At 41.8% G+C, this 17,461-nt stretch carries 20 protein-coding genes and 1 pseudogene; 6 read left to right on the top strand and 15 right to left on the bottom strand.

The annotated features are described in order from the left end of the window. Together I593_RS12225 and I593_RS12220 are read right to left on the bottom strand one after the other, a co-directional pair. Positions 1–273 (bottom strand): annotated as a pseudogene (locus I593_RS12225) (transposase); the annotation flags it as partial. Between the two features lie 105 nt (positions 274–378). Next, a complete protein-coding gene (locus I593_RS12220) occupies positions 379–648 on the bottom strand; it encodes a hypothetical protein (protein ID WP_016167887.1) in 270 nt (89 codons plus the stop codon). Positions 649–706: 58 nt separating this feature from the next. Here I593_RS12220 and I593_RS12215 point away from each other — a divergent pair, with 58 nt between their 5' ends. The 4 genes from I593_RS12215 (at position 707) to I593_RS12200 (ending at position 3,638) form a co-directional block, all read left to right on the top strand. Continuing rightward, positions 707–1,351, top strand: a complete 645-nt coding sequence (locus I593_RS12215) for an SOS response-associated peptidase (RefSeq protein WP_016167886.1) — start codon at positions 707–709, stop codon at positions 1,349–1,351. Positions 1,352–1,479: 128 nt separating this feature from the next. Then, positions 1,480–2,106: a LexA family protein gene (locus tag I593_RS12210; RefSeq protein ID WP_016167885.1), complete on the top strand. Its 627-nt coding sequence runs from the start codon at positions 1,480–1,482 to the stop codon at positions 2,104–2,106. A 14-nt stretch (positions 2,107–2,120) separates the two neighbouring features. Further along, entirely contained in the window at positions 2,121–3,416 is a 1,296-nt protein-coding gene (locus I593_RS12205; protein WP_016167884.1) for a Y-family DNA polymerase, read from the top strand. A gap of 3 nt (positions 3,417–3,419) precedes the next feature. Continuing rightward, entirely contained in the window at positions 3,420–3,638 is a 219-nt protein-coding gene (locus I593_RS12200; protein ID WP_016167883.1) for a hypothetical protein, read from the top strand. 275 nt (positions 3,639–3,913) lie between these two features. Here I593_RS12200 and I593_RS12195 read toward each other — a convergent pair whose 3' ends face one another. Next, complete coding sequence (locus I593_RS12195) at positions 3,914–4,480, bottom strand: hypothetical protein (RefSeq protein WP_016167882.1); 567 nt, start codon at positions 4,478–4,480, stop codon at positions 3,914–3,916. Between the two features lie 256 nt (positions 4,481–4,736). On the opposite strand from I593_RS12195, the gene I593_RS12190 reads away from it, so the two are divergent. Together I593_RS12190 and I593_RS12185 are read left to right on the top strand one after the other, a co-directional pair. Beyond that, positions 4,737–6,062 (top strand): ISNCY family transposase, encoded by a 1,326-nt coding sequence (locus tag I593_RS12190; RefSeq protein ID WP_081401269.1) that lies wholly within the window; start codon positions 4,737–4,739, stop codon positions 6,060–6,062. Between the two features lie 146 nt (positions 6,063–6,208). Continuing rightward, positions 6,209–7,543 carry an ISNCY family transposase gene (locus I593_RS12185; protein WP_026441242.1) on the top strand — a complete coding sequence of 445 codons (1,335 nt, stop codon included), beginning with the start codon at positions 6,209–6,211 and terminating at the stop codon, positions 7,541–7,543. A gap of 188 nt (positions 7,544–7,731) precedes the next feature. Here the strand turns inward: I593_RS12185 and I593_RS12180 are convergent, their stop codons facing one another. From I593_RS12180 to I593_RS12125, 12 genes are read right to left on the bottom strand one after another with little or no spacing between them, the layout of a single operon-like run. Beyond that, positions 7,732–8,109, bottom strand: coding sequence for a hypothetical protein (locus I593_RS12180; RefSeq protein ID WP_016167879.1), 378 nt, complete (start codon positions 8,107–8,109; stop codon positions 7,732–7,734). Positions 8,110–8,111: 2 nt separating this feature from the next. After that, entirely contained in the window at positions 8,112–8,405 is a 294-nt protein-coding gene (locus I593_RS20875; RefSeq protein ID WP_016167878.1) for a ubiquitination-like system serine protease family protein, read from the bottom strand. Next, a complete protein-coding gene (locus tag I593_RS12170; protein ID WP_016167877.1) occupies positions 8,406–8,933 on the bottom strand; it encodes a lysozyme in 528 nt (175 codons plus the stop codon). Then, positions 8,920–9,195: a hypothetical protein gene (locus tag I593_RS12165; RefSeq protein WP_016167876.1), complete on the bottom strand. Its 276-nt coding sequence runs from the start codon at positions 9,193–9,195 to the stop codon at positions 8,920–8,922. Before I593_RS12165 ends, I593_RS12170 begins: the two co-directional genes overlap by 14 nt. 60 nt (positions 9,196–9,255) lie before the next feature. Continuing rightward, the gene (locus tag I593_RS12160; protein ID WP_016167875.1) at positions 9,256–9,486 is read right to left on the bottom strand and encodes a hypothetical protein; all 231 of its coding nucleotides are present in this window, start codon (positions 9,484–9,486) and stop codon (positions 9,256–9,258) included. Next, positions 9,479–11,458 carry a hypothetical protein gene (locus I593_RS12155; RefSeq protein ID WP_016167874.1) on the bottom strand — a complete coding sequence of 660 codons (1,980 nt, stop codon included), beginning with the start codon at positions 11,456–11,458 and terminating at the stop codon, positions 9,479–9,481. The genes I593_RS12160 and I593_RS12155 overlap by 8 nt, the downstream gene beginning before the upstream one ends. Before the next feature lie 14 nt (positions 11,459–11,472). Continuing rightward, a complete protein-coding gene (locus tag I593_RS12150; protein ID WP_016167873.1) occupies positions 11,473–11,874 on the bottom strand; it encodes a hypothetical protein in 402 nt (133 codons plus the stop codon). Continuing rightward, positions 11,871–12,161: a hypothetical protein gene (locus I593_RS12145; RefSeq protein WP_016167872.1), complete on the bottom strand. Its 291-nt coding sequence runs from the start codon at positions 12,159–12,161 to the stop codon at positions 11,871–11,873. The genes I593_RS12150 and I593_RS12145 overlap by 4 nt, the downstream gene beginning before the upstream one ends. Continuing rightward, positions 12,161–13,411, bottom strand: coding sequence for a hypothetical protein (locus I593_RS12140; RefSeq protein ID WP_016167871.1), 1,251 nt, complete (start codon positions 13,409–13,411; stop codon positions 12,161–12,163). Before I593_RS12140 ends, I593_RS12145 begins: the two co-directional genes overlap by 1 nt. A gap of 56 nt (positions 13,412–13,467) precedes the next feature. Next, a complete protein-coding gene (locus tag I593_RS12135) occupies positions 13,468–15,084 on the bottom strand; it encodes a hypothetical protein (RefSeq protein ID WP_016167870.1) in 1,617 nt (538 codons plus the stop codon). A 3-nt stretch (positions 15,085–15,087) separates the two neighbouring features. Continuing rightward, entirely contained in the window at positions 15,088–17,055 is a 1,968-nt protein-coding gene (locus tag I593_RS12130; protein ID WP_016167869.1) for a hypothetical protein, read from the bottom strand. Next, positions 17,045–17,461 carry a hypothetical protein gene (locus I593_RS12125; protein ID WP_016167868.1) on the bottom strand — a complete coding sequence of 139 codons (417 nt, stop codon included), beginning with the start codon at positions 17,459–17,461 and terminating at the stop codon, positions 17,045–17,047. The genes I593_RS12130 and I593_RS12125 overlap by 11 nt, the downstream gene beginning before the upstream one ends.

Genomic DNA, 17,461 nt, shown 5'->3' with positions numbered 1-17,461 from the left:
ATGATCTGTCAGAAAGTACACATGCGCTTTTTTTAAGATGTCATTGGCTTCCCTGAGCTGTTTGACTTCTTTCTCTAATTCTAAGATCCGCTGTTGTTCTGGTGAAAGTTGACGTTTGCTTGAACCTACTGGATTGGCTTCACGAATCCATTTGTCTAAAGTTGAATAACCCACACCTAATTTCTGGGCGATTGCAGCTATAGGTTCGTGGGAGTTTGAAAGTGCATAATCAATCGCTTGCTGTTTAAATTCAGGACTAAAACGTTTAGCCATTTCTTGAATCTCCAAAGATTAAAGTTACGTTATCTTTAGAGGGACGTGCTGTCCATTATTTTGGCTAGGATCACGTTAAATATAGTCGAGCCTATACGAAGAGCCCTACCTTGAGGGCTTTCTTACAAAATAGCTTTCACAGCCTTGTATGAATACCTTATTGATCTGCATCTCTGGATCGTCTTTGTCATCATCGCATTGATCAATGCTTTTTAGCTGATTGTACTTTGCATACAAATAGCCATGGCATTGTTCACTTCCATCTTCAAAGCCACACTCAGGATCAATATTTCGAGCTTGTGACGCATTCGCAGCCCATAATCCTGTCACTATGAATGCGATAATAATCCCGGTAATAATTCTTGTAATATTCATTTTGTCTTTATCATGATGTATTGTTTAAGCATAATAATGAAAATAAAGGGACTTTTCTATGTGTTCCAACTACCTTCCTATCCGAAAAGACAGAGTTCACCTGTTGGAGTTATTGGAACCAACTTTTGACTATAAAACTCACACTTACCCGAATTATGATGCACCTCTGCTTTTCTCGAAAGAAGAGCAATTGGAATGGAGACTTGCGCGATTCGGTTTGGTTGCTCCATGGGTTAAAGATTTAAAAAAAGTCCACAATACTTTTAATGCCCGAACTGAAACAGTGCATGAAAAGCCTAGTTTTCGAAATGCATGGAAGAAGAATCAATTTTGTCTTATCCCGGCTGATGTAATTTTTGAGCCTAAATATATTAATGGTAAGCCTGCATGGTGGGGAATCTATCGAAAGGATGAAATGCCTTTTACGATTGCAGGGATTTATGAGTACGCTGTTATAAATGGTCAGGAAATTAGATCGATGAGTATGCTGACAATCAATTCAGATCAACATCCATTTATGAATCAGTTCCATGCACCAGAAGATGAAAAACGGTCAATCATTGTAATCCCAAAACAGCTAAGAAAAGACTGGCTACAATGCAATCATGAAGATGCACCTGACTTTTTCTTGGATATGCCTTTAGGTGAGTTTGATGCAATGCCTAAGTCTTCAATGAAAGATTTTCGACCAAATGCACTATGAGTGACGACAAGTTTTGACTTGTTGCTGTTTATCCACAGCTTTTTAAATTTGAATTTTAATCCCTGTTAGTAATATCCTATTTAGACAAATTCTACTTCCAAACACGCCTCGTAGCGTAGGAGTATCACATGTCTAAGAAGTTACCTATCTACTTCTCGGATGATGCATGGTTGAGCTTACAAGCTCTCATGGGTCAAGACGGGAAACCAAGCCCCACCATCAATACTGTTCTAGAACAAATCGCTGTTCAAAATGAACTTGTTGAGAAATTAGGGCTTACTGCAGTACTACCAAAATCAAAAGTCTCCATTCCAGTCTCTTTAGAGCGCATTCCTGCTGGTCCTGCATTCAGCACCAAGGATGAACAAGACAAAGCACTCGATCTGAATGAATTCCTGATTCATAACCCTATCTCAACATTCATTGCTTATGTAGACAGTGAATCCATGCTTGATGCGGGTTTTGAGATCAATGATGCCTTTATTGTCGATCGCAGCATTGAGGCCAAACATTACGACATCGTAATTGCCTTAATCGATAATAGTGCTTCGACAATTAAACGATTAATGATTACAAGTAAGATGTCTAAGTCTGAAATCAAAGAGATTTTTGGAGATGAGGATTATCCGCTTCCAGAACTTTGGTTGAAGGCTGAAAATCCTAATTACAATCACATTATCCCAGATGACAGTCAGACAATATCTGTCTGGGGTGTAGTGACTTTCAATTTAAAGCGTATCTATCACCGTTCATAAAAAGAAGAATAACAATGAAAAGTGAAAATGAAATATTCGCGTTAGTCGACGTGAATAATTGCTACGTCTCGTGTGAACGTGTGTTTAATCCTGCCTTGAATGATCGTCCGACCATTGTGCTCAGCAACAATGACGGCTGTGCCGTGGCCAGAAGCCAGGAAGCGAAAGACTTAGGCATCAAGATGGGTGTTCCTGTATTCCAAATTAAAGAGCTGATCAAACAACATAACATTCAGGTGCTATCCAGTAATTTCTCCTTATATGGCGAAATGTCCAAGCGCTTTATGGAGCTGCTTGGGGACTATGTTGCACCAGGAGATCAAGAGGTCTATTCCATTGATGAATGCTTTCTGAAGCTCACAGCTTACGAGCATCTATTTGACCTGACTGTATATGCTCAAGACATGAGGGCTAAGGCTTGGCGTTGGTTAGGCCTACCCTGCTGTATTGGAATTGGTCGCTCTAAAACCGAAGCCAAGATTGTCAATCATCTCGCCAAGAAAAACAAGTTCTTCAATGGGGTCTGTAATCTGGCCCATATGGACCCATGCTCTACAGAAACGCTACTCGCGCAGGTTGATGTGTCTGAGGTTTGGGGCGTAGGCAGACAGAACTGTAAGAAGCTCAATACTATGGGTGTTCAATCTGTGCTGGATCTGATCAATGCCAATCCTAAAGAAATCAAAAAGCAGTTTAGTATCGTGATGGAAAAGACGGTGCTTGAGCTACAGGGCCTTTCTTGTATTGACCTTAGTGATGATACTGTAGCGAAGAAGCAAATCATCAGCAGCCGTTCATATGGCAACCCAGTGTATGAAATGGATGACATTAAAGCTTCGGTTCGGCTTTATGTGGCCAGAGCCGTGAAACGAATGCGGGAAGATGGCTCAATCTGCAAGATGATCGGCGTGTATATCCAAACCGGTCGCTTTGATAAGACAGAGCGCTACTCGCCTTACATCGTCGTTCAAATGCATGAGCATACGGATGATCTACTGCTCATCACCAAGGCCGCGATGAAAGGTATCGATCAGATATTTAAGAAGGGTTTTAAGTATAAAAAGGCAGGAATCGTACTGCTCGAAATTACAGATAAATCTAAGTTTGTTCCCGATCTCTTTACGGACTATTCGCATAAGCAAGAGCGCGAAAGACTTTCAGATGCAATTGAAGCCATCAGTGAACGGTTTGGGAAGAACCTCGTCACGCTTGGCATTGCTAACAATCAAGAAGCCACATGGCACATGAATCAAAACCTTAGATCACCATCGTATTTAACAAAATGGTCTGACTTGCCAAGAGTAGGATAAAACATGCACTTATTTAAATTAACTGATGAACAACTTGCACAGATCCTTATCCCGAAACGCTTTGTGCCACCTACTCCACCTGAACTTGAAGGTAAGAACATGGTTTATGTTTTTGATAGTGAGGATAAGTTTGAACTGACTTACGAAGAGTTAGTGGAAATCATCAGCAAAGCGAGGATGGCTGGACCTAAGTTGATACCAGTGCTTGGAACCGTGAATTAAATATTGAAGTATTTTTGATGTGTATTTCACTTTTGGTCTAGACGATATAATTCAGATCAACTTAACTATTTCATGCTTGAACCATTGTAATTTATACGTGGAACGTGAAAAATCACTAAAAGACCGTTCTAGTGCGCTGAACCCTAGAACGGCTTTGACTAACATATTGATGCTAAATAGAATACTTTCAGTATTTCGCATAACGTGCATTATGTTAATTTTAGAAATACTTACTAGTTCTTATAAGTATTTCCATAAAAATAAGTAAACCTTTTTTATTTATTTTGTTCCAATAAAACTTGCTTAGTTATTTTCCATCCTTCATCTTCAATAAAGCTAACTGTATAACGAAACTTATTAGCTGGCCCCATATTTCCTTGATCCACACCACCGAACTTATCATCAGCATAAGCATATGAGACTATTTCAAACTCACTTGGGCTAATTTGTTTCATTGATTGAATAAAACGGTAGTTTATTGAAGCTTTATCAGCATTCCAGAAAGCTTCGTTGTTATCACCAAAAGCATCATTTGTTGTTACTAATAATGGTCTATTTGGTGAAAATCGTGAAACCTCAGAAACATAATAAGAATGAGTTCCTGTTCCCCCATTGCATCCTATATCTCCATTCCAAAGGACATAGTAAGTTGAACCATTTTCAGAAGGCTTATCAATCGTAAAAATATCTTTTAGTTGAACTTTATCATTCATACAAGAAATCGAAGTTATGTAATTATTCATAATTCGAACAATGTTAGTTTTCTCAGACAACTCAGAAGCATAAGTTGAACCTAATGAAAAACTGCTAATTAGAATGCCAGCAATCAACTTTTTAAACATGGAATTCCCCCATAAAATTAATAATTGTAAAATTTGCCTATAGTAACTTGAGTTGGCTTTTAAAAGACTGAAAATTATTCAAAAAAATTTATGTTTTATATCTTTAATTAAAACCATTTAACATAATGGCGATTATTCGAACTGCCCTTTGTAAGCCCAAAATAGAAATGTCCGGTTTCTCCAAAGTAAAAATGTCCGCTTTTAGAATATGTGTATTTGCAATTTTCTTAGCGGACTGTTTGATATGTTGGTGTCTATGTCGGATAAAGAACTTAAACGATTGTCGGTCTTGCAAGAAATTTGTGATCAACGCATTAGCCAGTCTCAGGCTGCTCAGCTACTTCATATTTCAGAGCGTCAAATCAGACGCTTATTGCAAAAATACAAAGCTCAAGGTCCAGCTGCGTTAGCCCATGCGGCACGTGGCCAAACCAGCAACTCTAAGATTCCTGAAGAACTCAGACTGAAGTGCCTCAATATTGTCTCTGATCAATTTCATGGTTTCGGACCCACCTTAGCCCATGAAAAGCTGACCAGCATTCATGGCTTTGATATTTCCGTGGAAACATTGCGTTCCTGGATGATTGCAGCCAATTTGTGGATTCCTCGCTCTAAACGCCTGAAACGACCCTATCGGCCTCGATATAACCGAGATTGTTATGGTGAACTGATCCAAATTGATGGCTCACACCATGACTGGTTCGAAGGACGTGCTCCTAAATGCTGTCTACTGGTGTTTATCGATGATGCCACAGGAAGCTTACAGCACCTACGTTTCTGTGAATCAGAATCAACCTTTGACTATATGCTTTCAACTAGAGCCTATATTGAACAACACGGTAAACCATTGGCATTTTACAGTGACAAACATTCAGTCTTTAGAGTGAATCAAAGCAGTAAGAAAGACACCAAGATTACGCAATTTGGGCGCGTACTCAACACGCTCAATATCGACATCATCTTCGCCAACTCACCACAGGCCAAAGGCCGTGTAGAACGCGCCAATAGAACACTACAGGATCGTTTGATCAAAGAGATGCGACTGGAAGGGATCTGTTCAATTGAGCAAGCCAATGCATGGCTACCCCGCTTTATTGAGCAGTTCAATCTAAAATTTGCGAAGACAGCCTTTAATCCCAAGGATCTACACCGAAGTGTCACTGAAACCCCTGAGAAATTAGATGATATTTTTACTTGGCGTGAGCCACGTAGAGTCACCAACAGCCTGACCATTACGTATGATAAATGCGTATATATTCTGGAAACCACTGAAGAAAATCAAAGGTTGGTTGGCAAATATGTTGAGTTTCTAGAATATCCAGACGGAACTGTAGCGATTGAATATCAAGGGAGAAAAGTCACTTACAGCATCTTTGATAAATTAAGTCAGCTGAACCAACGAGAGATTGTTGAGAATAAACGTTTGGGTTCTGTGCTAGCCCATATCCAGCAACAACATGAAGAATTAGAACAGCATAACCAACGAAATCGTTCTCAAAAGATGCCAAGCAGACGAGCACAGAAAGCTGCAATTCAACAGAGAAATCTGAATCCTGTGCTTGACTTGGAAATGTCTGTATAGGACATTTCTATTTAGTTATTAGGTAGGACATTTCTACTTGGGAATAACAAACAATGTTAGAACCCATTTAAAGTGTCTATATTCTCACCAATAAAAATGTCTGGTCTATGATGCACATCAACATCATGGACTGGATAAAACTTGAGATGCTGATCACTATGTCTGACAAGGAAATACAACGTCTTGCAGTCCTGCAAGATGTTCGAGATCAACGTATTACACAAGTCCGTGCTGCTGAAATTCTGAATCTTTCAACCCGTCAAATTACCCGGTTATTGCAGAAGCTAAAGAAAGACGGTGTTTCAGGCCTGACACATGCCAGTCGTGGTCAACCTGGCCATCGTCGCCATGATGAAGCCGTAAAGTCTGAATGCCTTTCCATTATTTCTGAACATCTGCTGGGCTTTGGTCCAACCTTGGCTCATGAGAAGCTCAGCAGCATATTCGGTCTGAATATTCCTGTAGAAACGGTTCGACGCTGGATGACAGCCAATGAACTCTGGATTCCGCGATCCAAACGCCTGAAACGTCCATATCAGCCTAGATATAACCGTGATTGCTTCGGTGAACTGATCCAGATCGATGGCTCATATCATGACTGGTTTGAAGGTCGAGCTGCCAGATGCTGCTTGCTGGTCTATATTGATGATGCCACTGGAAAGCTGCTGCATCTGCGCTTTTGTGAGGCTGAAACCACCTTTGACTATATGCTTTCGACCAGAGCCTACATTGAGCAATATGGCAAGCCGCTGGCCTTTTATAGTGACAAACATTCGGTATTCAGAGTGAACCAGAAATCCAGTCAGGACAGCCAGATCACGCAATTTGGACGAATTCTCAGCGAGTTAAACATTGATATTATCTTTGCCAACTCACCACAGGCCAAAGGGCGTGTGGAACGAGCGAATAGAACACTACAAGACCGTTTGATTAAGGAAATGCGCCTGGAAGGCATCAGTTCGATTGCGGAAGCAAACGCATGGTTACCCAGCTTTATTGAGCAGTTTAACCAGAAGTTCGCCAAGTGTGCGAGAAACTCAAAGAATTTGCATCGTCCCTTAATAGAGTCTGATGCTGAGCTGGATGATGTGTTTACCTGGCAGGAGCCGCGTAAGGTCACGAGGAGCCTGACCATTACTTATGACAAATGTATTTATCTGCTTGAGCCAACAGCGCTGAATCATAAGCTCGTTGGGCAATACATTACTTTCATGGAATATCCAGATGGTACTGTGGCGATAACGCATGAAGGACAGAAGATCAACTACAGTATTTTTAACAAGTTGTCTGGATTACAGCAGAATGAAGTGGTTGAGAATAAAAGATTAGGCTCAGTTCTGGCCCATATTCAGCAACAACATGAAGAGTTGGAAAAACAGAATAAACGTACTCGTGCCAAGAAAAGTATGCCAAGTCGTAAAGCTCAGAAAGCTGTGATTGAACAAAGAAATTTAAATCCTGTGCTTGACTGTTGTAATTAAAAACAGGACATTTTAAATGGTTTATCGCATAGACATTTTAATTGGTGAATAACAGCCCTCACTTGAGAGCATCCGCAATAGCACTGTGTTTCGCCTTACAGTCGTTATATTTAGCAACTGTATCAATCGACCAAAGCATAACGTCTTTACCATGCCCTGACTCTAGCTTTTGTAAATCTGCACAAGGCTCAAGGAGGTTCGCTGGAATCGTTGGCGATAAGTGAGTTGATTGCTGACACCCCATCATCATCAAAACAATGCTGCTGATACACAGGACGATCAATGATCTTTTGCACTTCACGTGTAACCGTTTCGACTTGCACTCGTTGCTTTGATTTTTCAGCTTCATAATCTGCACTCACTTTATTGATTTGATCTTGTTTGGCTGCCAGGGCTTTTAAGTGCTTCTGTTCTATCACTTGGATTTTGGCGATGCACTTGGAATCGGCTTCTTTTAATTGCCCCGCCAAATGATTGCTGTATGCAATTTGGCAGATCCATAAAACAAAAAAGACCGCTATTGCGATCCCAGTTTTGAACTTCCATAAGGCTATGAGTATTGGCATGATTATTCCTCTACTGATGGTAGATCGACGGTCTGCCCAGCCAGGCTATGATGACAATCGGATAGGAATTGAATCTTTCCATCTGTCACAAATGAGTGGCATTGACTTGGATGTCCTTGATTCACCATTAAACTAGGACTAAACGTTGGCTTTTCTAGATTCCCGTTAAAGCTCCAATGAACTTTGTGCTTTTGATCAACATGAAAGGGATGTAAGGTTTTACATCCGGGACATTCAATAAAATAAATGCCGTTTGATACCAGCAAGACATTGCTTACCTTCTTAAATTCACCCATTTACTGCACCCCCATACATTTTTGATAACGCTCTTGCTGACGAACCCAAACGCCATAACATTTGTTAGATCGAATTGAACAATCAAGATGAGTTTTTTTGATACCTTGATACTTAGTCACATACTTCCACTTCAAAAGCGACTTGCACGCCTGGACATACTGCCCCGATTTCAAATTACGAAGCATGGAAGATTGATTCCAATTGGCTTGGCCAAAGTTGTAAGTAAAGTCGAGATACACGTCATATTCATCCTGCGACAATTTCACTCCCGGCATAGATTTTCGGAATGCAATTTCATCTTTGACCACATGGGCTTTTGCCCATTCCTGTGCAGTTTTTCGCGTGATGGGTGGATCTGTCATTTTGATCTTTGAGCCGTCGGGTTTAGTAGCTGATCCAATGCCTTGAGTTACTACCCCGCCAGTGTCTTTATATGGCTTAGCTGAATAGCCCTCTTTCACTTCTAAAGACGTAAAAAAAGCAGCCGAAGCTGCTAATCCCATCACCCAATATTTAGTCTTTGACATTGCACTCCCCGTTTAATTTGCGCTTTTCTAATTCATGTATTTCTTGCTCACGTTGATCTTTACGTTTCTGAAATTGGCGATTCGATAGGAAATTCATGAAGCTAATAATCAAACCAGCCAAACCAATTCCAACACCAATTAAAAAACCCCAGTCCCATGTTGCTGCCCAGGACACAAGTGTTACCCCTGTGCCTGTTGCTGTAGTGACTTTTCCTGCAATCGCTGCTGAAGTTTCAGCAACTGCAGTTGTTGTTTCAGACATGTTCTTCCCCAAATTTTTGACATAAAAAAACCGCTTCACGCGGCACTCACTTCTTTTCACTTAAACTTCAATATTCATGACTTCACCTGCAGGTGCACTCCTTACAATTAATTGCCCACGCACAAACACCCGATTACCAACCACAAAAGTGGTCGAAGCTGTACAGGCCACCAAACCAGAGCCATCAACTACCAATACCTTGTAGTTGGGATGCTCAACACTCTGAACAGTTCCTACAAACTCAGGCTCTTTCGGGATGAGGTCTAGCAGACGCTTATATGCATTACTCATGATTGACTCGCTCCACAGTGACAGTCTGCGTGACTTTGCTATAAGTAAATGAACCACTGATAGAATCGACAATGCCCCACCACTCAGCGTTGAATGCCAGAATATCTGCAGGTTTGCACAGCCCGATTTCTTGAGTTAGGGGCATGGTAAAAGTATGTATCTCTACCATTCCTGCTTTGGCCAATACCGACTTAGCATAAGCCCCCATCACCGATGCGGAGGTGAACAGATTATTGTTAACCGTCTCTAGCAATACATCACCACTGGTACCAGTGCGTTTGACTAGTCCAGTAGCACCTGTTTTGTCATTGGTTAGGCTGGTGCCGTTATAGTCTGGGTAAGTCTCATAGTCAGTGGATTGCTCAGTGACAATCGACTCAGGCAGCAGAATGTCGTAGTCATCAATACGCATCGAATCCCAGAAGGTTCTCTTATAAAGCGGCTTGATCGTAATCGCCTGACTATTCGCTTCGCTATATACAAAACCACCTGCAGCTGCAGCAATTTCTTGAATGGCTTTGATCGGCGTCAATCCTGAATAACTAAAACTTTCAGTAGGTACAATCCAACCCAATGCATCGATCAATTGCCAATTCAGCGCCAGATCAGGATAAGCTGAACGATCAATCTCCGCCTGAACCAGTTGCACTGACGTACGCTCATTCTCTTGAAGGAATGCCCGAGGTGGTGAAGATGGTGAATCTAGCAAAGCTGATGGACTACGCCCCGTTAAAGTATATGTTTCTTGAGCAAACTGCCGTGATCGAGTACGGTTCTCAAGCAGCATCAAGTGCTCAAAACCATTCACTACAATTTTCAAGATGACGGGTTGTCCGGCGACTGGATCTAACTTCGACAGTTCATATGCTGGAATCACTAAGGTATAGGACCAGCACCAGCTTTGCCGATCGGTACGGTAGTTCCCGCTTAGCACATTAATGTTTTGCCCATTATCAAGGCGCGTTACGCTAATTTCATTCACGATATACAACCATGGTTTTGATTCAAATGTAGGAATACAGTCGTCTACGCCAAAATTCAGAATGACGTTATGTGAGTCCACATCTGTGCAGAGACAATTGAAAACCAGATCCGTATTACCAACGTATTCAGGAATCTCAGGTTCTGGCCAAGGCTCAATTACATGTTTGCGGTAATAAGTGGGTCGTGCCTTTTCCCAGGGAATAGAATCCTGAGTGACAAGCTCTAAACCTTTATCCCAGTCAAATACCAATCGGTGCTCAAAAACTTCAGCAACCTCATGACTGAATGTCAATTGCTTGCGCTTGCGAATAAGCTCATCCCATTCTGTAAGATGCTGAATCCTTAGCTTGGCTGATTCTTCAAAAACCAAGCTTTGATTGATGAAGGACTTTTGATTCTCTTGCCAATACAAATAACCTGAACTACTTAACCTTGTGCCTTGTTCAAAGGCTTTTTGCACCGCTGTTCTAAGAGCAAGTCCTGCTTGAAAGTTACTCTCAGCAGAATGACTAATGGTCAACCCTGAATCATAAAAAAAGGCACTGTGATGTGCCTTAAAGGTTGGTTTTGACCATGATATTTCAGGTGTAGTCAAATATGGAATTGCTGTCTGGTATTCAGCAGCCCAGTAAGTTTCAATACCACGTGTATGATTAATATCATTGATGCCAGATATCCTGGATTGAATAGACGTATCAATAACAGCAAGCAAGGCGCCTCGATTATCGATATTCCCCCAATTTCTACCACTGATTGTAGCTTGAATATTGGTATTAATCGTAGCGAGTAAATCACCATGATTAATGACGATTTCGGCATTTGAACCCTGAATCAATACTTGAATGCGAGTGTCAATCGCCGCTTCTAAAACACCTAATTGCGGCTCAACATCAGCAAAATTTAATACAACGTTATGACTATCGACTGGTGTAGCTGGTTGCTCAAAATCAAGTATGACGTTAAGCGCGTCTGGTGGTGTATAAGACATTGACCACCCCTAAATCAGTAGGGTTTTAGAATGATGCTGTCGAGCTTTTGATGAGAACCCAGTGCTATATCAGCGCTATTTAAAACAATATCTGTGCCTGACATACCAATTGTGAAATCTGCATAAGGTTCATCATCTCCATTGTATAAACGAGCCCAGATAGCAGTTCCCGCTTTAGCTGCCAGAGCTGTGTCAGTTGGATAGAGCTCAATCCCATCTACCAATACTTGTTTAATGCAAGGCTCGGGTAATGACAATGTACATAATGCATTTGCAGGATTTGCTGCAATTCCAGTGCTCTCAGGTTTAGTGTCACTGTAATACACGAAATATGCGGAACCACTACCTGTATCCAAAAAATCAGCATGTGCTTGCAGGGCTAAAATTCCTGCTTTTTTTGATATTTGTACTGTCATTTTGGCACCACATTATCTTGAATCACTGCATTGAATTCAGAAGTAGGATGATGAGCAACGATGAAAAACTTCGTCTCCGCCAGATGATCAAACTCGTAAAATCCGTTCTGATCAGTGGCCACTTCTGCAACCATACGCCCTGAAGTTTTTTCAAATAAACGAAGCCTGCATGGAATTGACATACCTCTCTCTTTTATCACACCTTTAATTGTAAGACCTTTATTTTTGGTTAAAACAGAATCATTGTCAGAATTATGAATGGAGATGACATTTAGATTTAATCGCACTACATATCTCCAATTTTAAAAACTGCTTGACCAGATTGGGATGATGATAATGATGCAATATTCACAGCAATAAATAACTCATTCGATTTCTCAAATATTGAATAATGCGAGTATGGAAGATTTTGAAAAAGCCAAAATAAATTTGGCAGTTGTCCTCTAATAACTGTTTCACGCAAAAATACAGGTGAGAATGGAATAACATTAGCTACGCTTTTATCAGCTATATAATTTTGAATGCCTGTTCCAGCATTATCTGGCATTACCCCTAACGATACAGTGGATGCAGAACTGTAGTTTGCAGACTGGTTATATGATCTTTGCAAAATTAGCTTGATACTTCCTACATTGCTAGATCCTGCTGAACCTTGCGATCTATAATAAGCCGTACCAGCTGTCTGATATAGCCAAGTTGCAGATAAAAATGTGTTAGCACTATCAACATTTAACAGCGTATCAAAAGCGCCAAACCCATAAATTAATGCAGCATTATTCGATGGAATTGAGCTTGGTAGTATATAAAAATAGTCTCTATTCCCAATCAAAATCCACTGTCTGTTTCCACTTATAGCAGTAGCATCATCAGAACTGTAGTCGTAATTATGAGTTGATGCTGCATAGTACCATTTAGCCCAACCATTCACAGCTGAAGTACCAGATCCTGTACCAACCCAGTTCTTAGTTGGTGCTGTAGTGTCATATGGTGCTTGAACTCCAAGCATCGCATCGATATCCGTCATATCTTCAACAATGCCCACTTTTGCATATTTAGCGAATGTTGATGTATATGCAGGATCAAGAGCATCCACGACACGTAAATATGGTCTGCTCGGCAGCAATGTGTTATTAGAGCGATACGCAGCTTTTCCAGCAGCACTAAACGGCTTTGACCAACCCAGAGGCGGTAGTGAACACGTCATAGCACCCGTTGGTGTATTTACGCTAGGTACAGAGACAAGTTGGAATGTAATGGTATTCGCATTCGGCACAGTGAGAATTCGATGTTCACCATTAAACTCCGTTTGATTTGCTCCAGCAATTTTAATCACTTGATACTGCATAAAATTATGCGCTGCACCAAATGTTGCAGTCACTGTCGTTCCACTGGCTGTTAGTGTGGCTATCGTCTGAGCGCCAAACCCATTGACTAAACACGCATCGAGCACATCGATCATGCAGCCAAAATTATTGATCAACTGTGGTGCATTGTTATTAGTATGCACATAGAACTTAAGATCTGTACTTGCGACCATTTTCTATTACTCATAAAAAAAGACCGCTTAAAGCGGTCATATTCGTTTAATTCACTTTATATATTGCGATTAATATCGCCTCGGAACATGATCTGAAATTGATCCGAGATGGTTGTTGGCTCTGACTGCTTCACTGTTCGGATGCACCAGACTGGGAATGTGGCAGCTTTGGTATTGAAGCGAAGTACATTGCCTGATGCCCACCCCGTTCCCCAACCTTCTTTCTTGATGGTGAAATAAGGAGAACCAGTAACTGGGTTGATCGGAGAGCAATCTACATTAATTGAACCCGTTCCAATTTGACCCGCATCCTCACCAATAATTCTGAAGTTAGTGGTGTCGGTAAACACAATCGCCCAACGTTCCTGAATCGCACCTTTATTGGTGACTTGAATCGGATAAAGCGCATCATTGTAATTGGCTGAAAGACTTGCGCCTGAGGCTGTATCGGTCCATGTGTTATTCCACATAGACTGGACAAATTTACTGGTATAGCGCGACTGCATATCATTGATGACTAAAGCAGATCCAACCACTGTATTCTCTGCTTGATAGTTGTGCGTCAAGGGCTTGGTAAATGTCACTTGGCCATTAATCTGCACATCATTAATCAAGCCCATATCCTGATAGCGATATTTAGCTTTGAGTGGTACTACCAATGCTCCTAATGCGAAATCACCATTCAAGGTAAATTTGCCATAGTCATAGTCCACCACATACATGTCATAAGGAACCTTAGTTCCAGCACTATCTTCAAGCTCACACCATGAAATACGCTGATCATTCAAGTTGTAAGTTTGCCCTGCGACATGACTAGGTAGTTCCTGTAACTTTGTTGCGCTGATAATGCCGAGATCACCAATACGGAAAATCGGTACTCGTCCATCTGGCGGCAATCGAGTTGCAGAGAGTCCTAAAATATCAGCATCCAATGGAATATATGTATATGCCACTGCATTGAAACGCACGCTATCCGCAGCAATCCAGAATGGCACATTGATATAATGATCTGTACCTTCGATAAACTCCAGTTCAGGCAAATACCATTCTTCAGCTTCGATTTCCGCGCGATTGGCTTCGGTAATCTTGGTTTTGGTATAAAAATAAAGATCTACAAAACCAGTTTCATAGTTAATCGAGCCATGCGCTTGTGTCGTCTTAATCAGACCAGCTTCATTCGCAGTCAGGGTTAACTGCCCTCCGCTAATTGCCCCAACCACAACGGTCAAAGAGCCAGGACGAATCGGAATCGTTGGTGTTCTAAAACTGACATGATGAATGGGCAAAAGATCAGTTGTAGTCGTGAGCGATTGGAGTGTGAGCGTGTTATCCGCTCCTGGTGTCCAGCTATCAATAGTGACAACACCTGTACCATATTGAATAGATCCACTCTGTGTTGCACTGCCTGTGGTCGGATCTACATTACGATAAATTAAACCACTGCGGTCAATAAAGGTGTCTGCACCCGCTTTAAAGCGTACTGAACCAGTAAGAATCTGTTCATCAAAGTCATTGGTCAGATCAAACTTAAGGTTTGATGCGGTCACTTGTTTAGAGCCTGCAGTTGCACTTGCAGTATCTCGGTAACGCACAGTGATATCAGTCGTGCCATAGGCTTTATAGGTTTCTTGTGTCGCAATAACTTTGTCAGTCTGTGGTAAATAGAAGCCCATCTTTTACCCCGCTAAATAGTAAGATTGAGATTTGAAATTTTGCGTGTAGCGTGTGTAGGTTGAATGTGGCGTGATCTCCACAGCACCTGTGCTGTAGTTGATCGTACCCATGACATTGCCCAATCGATCGACCAAATTCCCCAAGGTTCCACTTACTGGTACATCTGTTACTAAGACCGAACCACCCGCCTGCAAAAGCTGATTGGTTAATGGAATATCGAGTTCAACACTGTTAGGTTGAATGGCTGCACCTGTGCCTATGCTAAAAATCAGCTTGTTATTCGCATCAGGAACAACATCAGTAACCACTTGCGACTCAGGTTCACCATAATCAAACACGAAGTTAAATACGGTGCCTTTCTGCGGAAGCTTATTCGGTATCAACTTTCCAGTACCTGCGGCATAGTTGATGCTTCCGATCGCATCCCCTGTGAATTGCCCTTGCGCATTGCTGGTTGCAGTTTTAGTCACCCCATCGAGTAACCATGTGGCAGTGACACTGCCAGACTTAACTCCTTCTTGCCCTAAATCAAATTCAATCGCTGCAGGTAATACAGCAAGATTTGATCGAGCAAAAGTGGTAATCGGCGAACCCCATTGCAATAGAATCGGTGTCCCCACATCTGGTAAAGCACCTGTGGTTAAGAGCCATGAGCCTGTCTGATAGTTGACTGTACCGCTACCGACTGCACTGTTTGCCCCAACCAAACGCCCTGTGCCATTGTCTTTCAACACGTAGAACTTACCTTGCGCCATATAAGAAATCGAAAGTGCGCCAGGTGCAGGAATCGGAAGTAGTACTCCTGTCCAGTTGGTTCCTTGGTTATTCTGAGTCACGGGCAAAGCATAGGACTCAAAAGGTTGGTTTGGTGCTGTAGCAGGTGTAAAGGTAATATTCAATACCTGATTACCTGTACCGATGGCATTGGTCCACACAATCTGACCCGTTTGATAATCAATACTTCCCACTTGGGTACCCGTTGCCGTGCGAAGCGTACCGCCATTGTCCGTGATTGATTGACTGAACAAGCTAAACGACATGCTACCTGGCATAACGCTAGAGCCAAGAAACAGACTTTGTGCTGTATTCACGTTTGTTGTGAATTGAACTGTAATCGTTCCATCACTGCCTGCAACCAGGGCGGTATTTTCACTGACTGCATTCAGGTCCATTAATGGGGTTTCAACTTGGGAAGATGGGATGAGCTGAGCATAGATACTTTCAGCATTGACGGTAAAGCTGCCCACATTGACATCTTCAACCAGATTCACACTGGCATAGTAACGACCACTATCAGCCACAATCGTGTCCCGAATGATGGTTGCTGGCTTGGTATTGTTGTACCACTGTGTCGCGGACACACCAATGAAATCTCGGCTGAGTGGATCATTAAATGAATAAGTTGCGATCTTGAACTCAACATTGCTGTTATTCACTCGGACCGTGCCAATGCGCGTTTCAACTGCAGTTAGGCGTAGAAACTGAGTGACTTCATTTGCTGTACCTTCATTCACAACCAATACGATCGAGTCACCAATGTTGTTTTCAGTTTCAGACTTATCCATGACCACTTGAATTGACTTCATGCCAATGTAGGCTTCATCAAGTAACGATCCAACCGCCTGTGCACCTTTGGCTAAATAATTTTCTACACGGTTTTGAGCAGCTACTCGTTCATCTGTCCACGATTCTGTGCTGAACAGCAAAGCCGATACATTCGGATCTGCTGGGTTTTCGGAAATGAATGCTGTAGCACCCATCAGTGGATCCGTATCTTCATTGGTCAGACCAGGAAAGATCTTACGCATCGATACATCGCCCATGGTACGGTCAAGTTCGGAGATATCGGGGAATAGGTTATTGCTCTCCCCATCCACCACAATCTGACCAGAGTATTTTCCTCCACCATCTTCTGTGTCAGTCAAACGCTGCGACTTATAGATGACGAGATTATTGGTTTCAATTGGCATCGCTTAACTCCACAAATCTTAAAGTGACGTTGTAATACTCGTCTTCTGACACAGAGGGAATCTCTTTAACAGGTTGGGCTTCTATCGCGGTATCTTTATGCCGAAACTTCACATCAAACTCTCGAGCATCATGTAAATACTCAAATTTCAAAGTAAAGAATTCATCTTGCAGTAGAGACCATTCTTTTAAGCGACTCACAACATGTCGTTTTAACCAAGCCATATTCTTGTCAGCCGTTAAAGAGATTGGCCGACCAGATTTCCACTTCCCTTCTTGAATAATTGGAGTGCCATCTAAAGCAGGTTCAATGATTTGCTCAATGCCATTCCAATCAAATTCATCTGACCATAAAAAACCGTCACTCAAGGTGACGGTTTCGTTTGTTGATTTACGTGTTAGTTTCAT

Source organism: Acinetobacter tandoii DSM 14970 = CIP 107469, assembly GCF_000400735.1.
Taxonomy (GTDB): domain Bacteria; phylum Pseudomonadota; class Gammaproteobacteria; order Pseudomonadales; family Moraxellaceae; genus Acinetobacter; species Acinetobacter tandoii.
This window is presented reverse-complemented; position numbering and strand designations above follow the sequence as displayed.

Bases quoted from the DNA above. Each gene is read 5' to 3' on its own strand.
- I593_RS12220 (WP_016167887.1), bottom strand. From the start codon at position 648: ATGAATATTACAAGAATTATTACCGGGATTATTATCGCATTCATAGTG.
- I593_RS12215 (WP_016167886.1), top strand. From the start codon at position 707: ATGTGTTCCAACTACCTTCCTATCCGAAAAGACAGAGTTCACCTGTTG.
- I593_RS12210 (WP_016167885.1), top strand. From the start codon at position 1,480: ATGTCTAAGAAGTTACCTATCTACTTCTCGGATGATGCATGGTTGAGC.
- I593_RS12205 (WP_016167884.1), top strand. From the start codon at position 2,121: ATGAAAAGTGAAAATGAAATATTCGCGTTAGTCGACGTGAATAATTGC.
- I593_RS12200 (WP_016167883.1), top strand. From the start codon at position 3,420: ATGCACTTATTTAAATTAACTGATGAACAACTTGCACAGATCCTTATC.
- I593_RS12195 (WP_016167882.1), bottom strand. From the start codon at position 4,480: ATGTTTAAAAAGTTGATTGCTGGCATTCTAATTAGCAGTTTTTCATTA.
- I593_RS12190 (WP_081401269.1), top strand. From the start codon at position 4,737: ATGTCGGATAAAGAACTTAAACGATTGTCGGTCTTGCAAGAAATTTGT.
- I593_RS12185 (WP_026441242.1), top strand. From the start codon at position 6,209: ATGCTGATCACTATGTCTGACAAGGAAATACAACGTCTTGCAGTCCTG.
- I593_RS12180 (WP_016167879.1), bottom strand. From the start codon at position 8,109: ATGCCAATACTCATAGCCTTATGGAAGTTCAAAACTGGGATCGCAATA.
- I593_RS20875 (WP_016167878.1), bottom strand. From the start codon at position 8,405: ATGGGTGAATTTAAGAAGGTAAGCAATGTCTTGCTGGTATCAAACGGC.
- I593_RS12170 (WP_016167877.1), bottom strand. From the start codon at position 8,933: ATGTCAAAGACTAAATATTGGGTGATGGGATTAGCAGCTTCGGCTGCT.
- I593_RS12165 (WP_016167876.1), bottom strand. From the start codon at position 9,195: ATGTCTGAAACAACAACTGCAGTTGCTGAAACTTCAGCAGCGATTGCA.
- I593_RS12160 (WP_016167875.1), bottom strand. From the start codon at position 9,486: ATGAGTAATGCATATAAGCGTCTGCTAGACCTCATCCCGAAAGAGCCT.
- I593_RS12155 (WP_016167874.1), bottom strand. From the start codon at position 11,458: ATGTCTTATACACCACCAGACGCGCTTAACGTCATACTTGATTTTGAG.
- I593_RS12150 (WP_016167873.1), bottom strand. From the start codon at position 11,874: ATGACAGTACAAATATCAAAAAAAGCAGGAATTTTAGCCCTGCAAGCA.
- I593_RS12140 (WP_016167871.1), bottom strand. From the start codon at position 13,411: ATGGTCGCAAGTACAGATCTTAAGTTCTATGTGCATACTAATAACAAT.
- I593_RS12135 (WP_016167870.1), bottom strand. From the start codon at position 15,084: ATGGGCTTCTATTTACCACAGACTGACAAAGTTATTGCGACACAAGAA.
- I593_RS12130 (WP_016167869.1), bottom strand. From the start codon at position 17,055: ATGCCAATTGAAACCAATAATCTCGTCATCTATAAGTCGCAGCGTTTG.
- I593_RS12125 (WP_016167868.1), bottom strand. From the start codon at position 17,461: ATGAAACTAACACGTAAATCAACAAACGAAACCGTCACCTTGAGTGAC.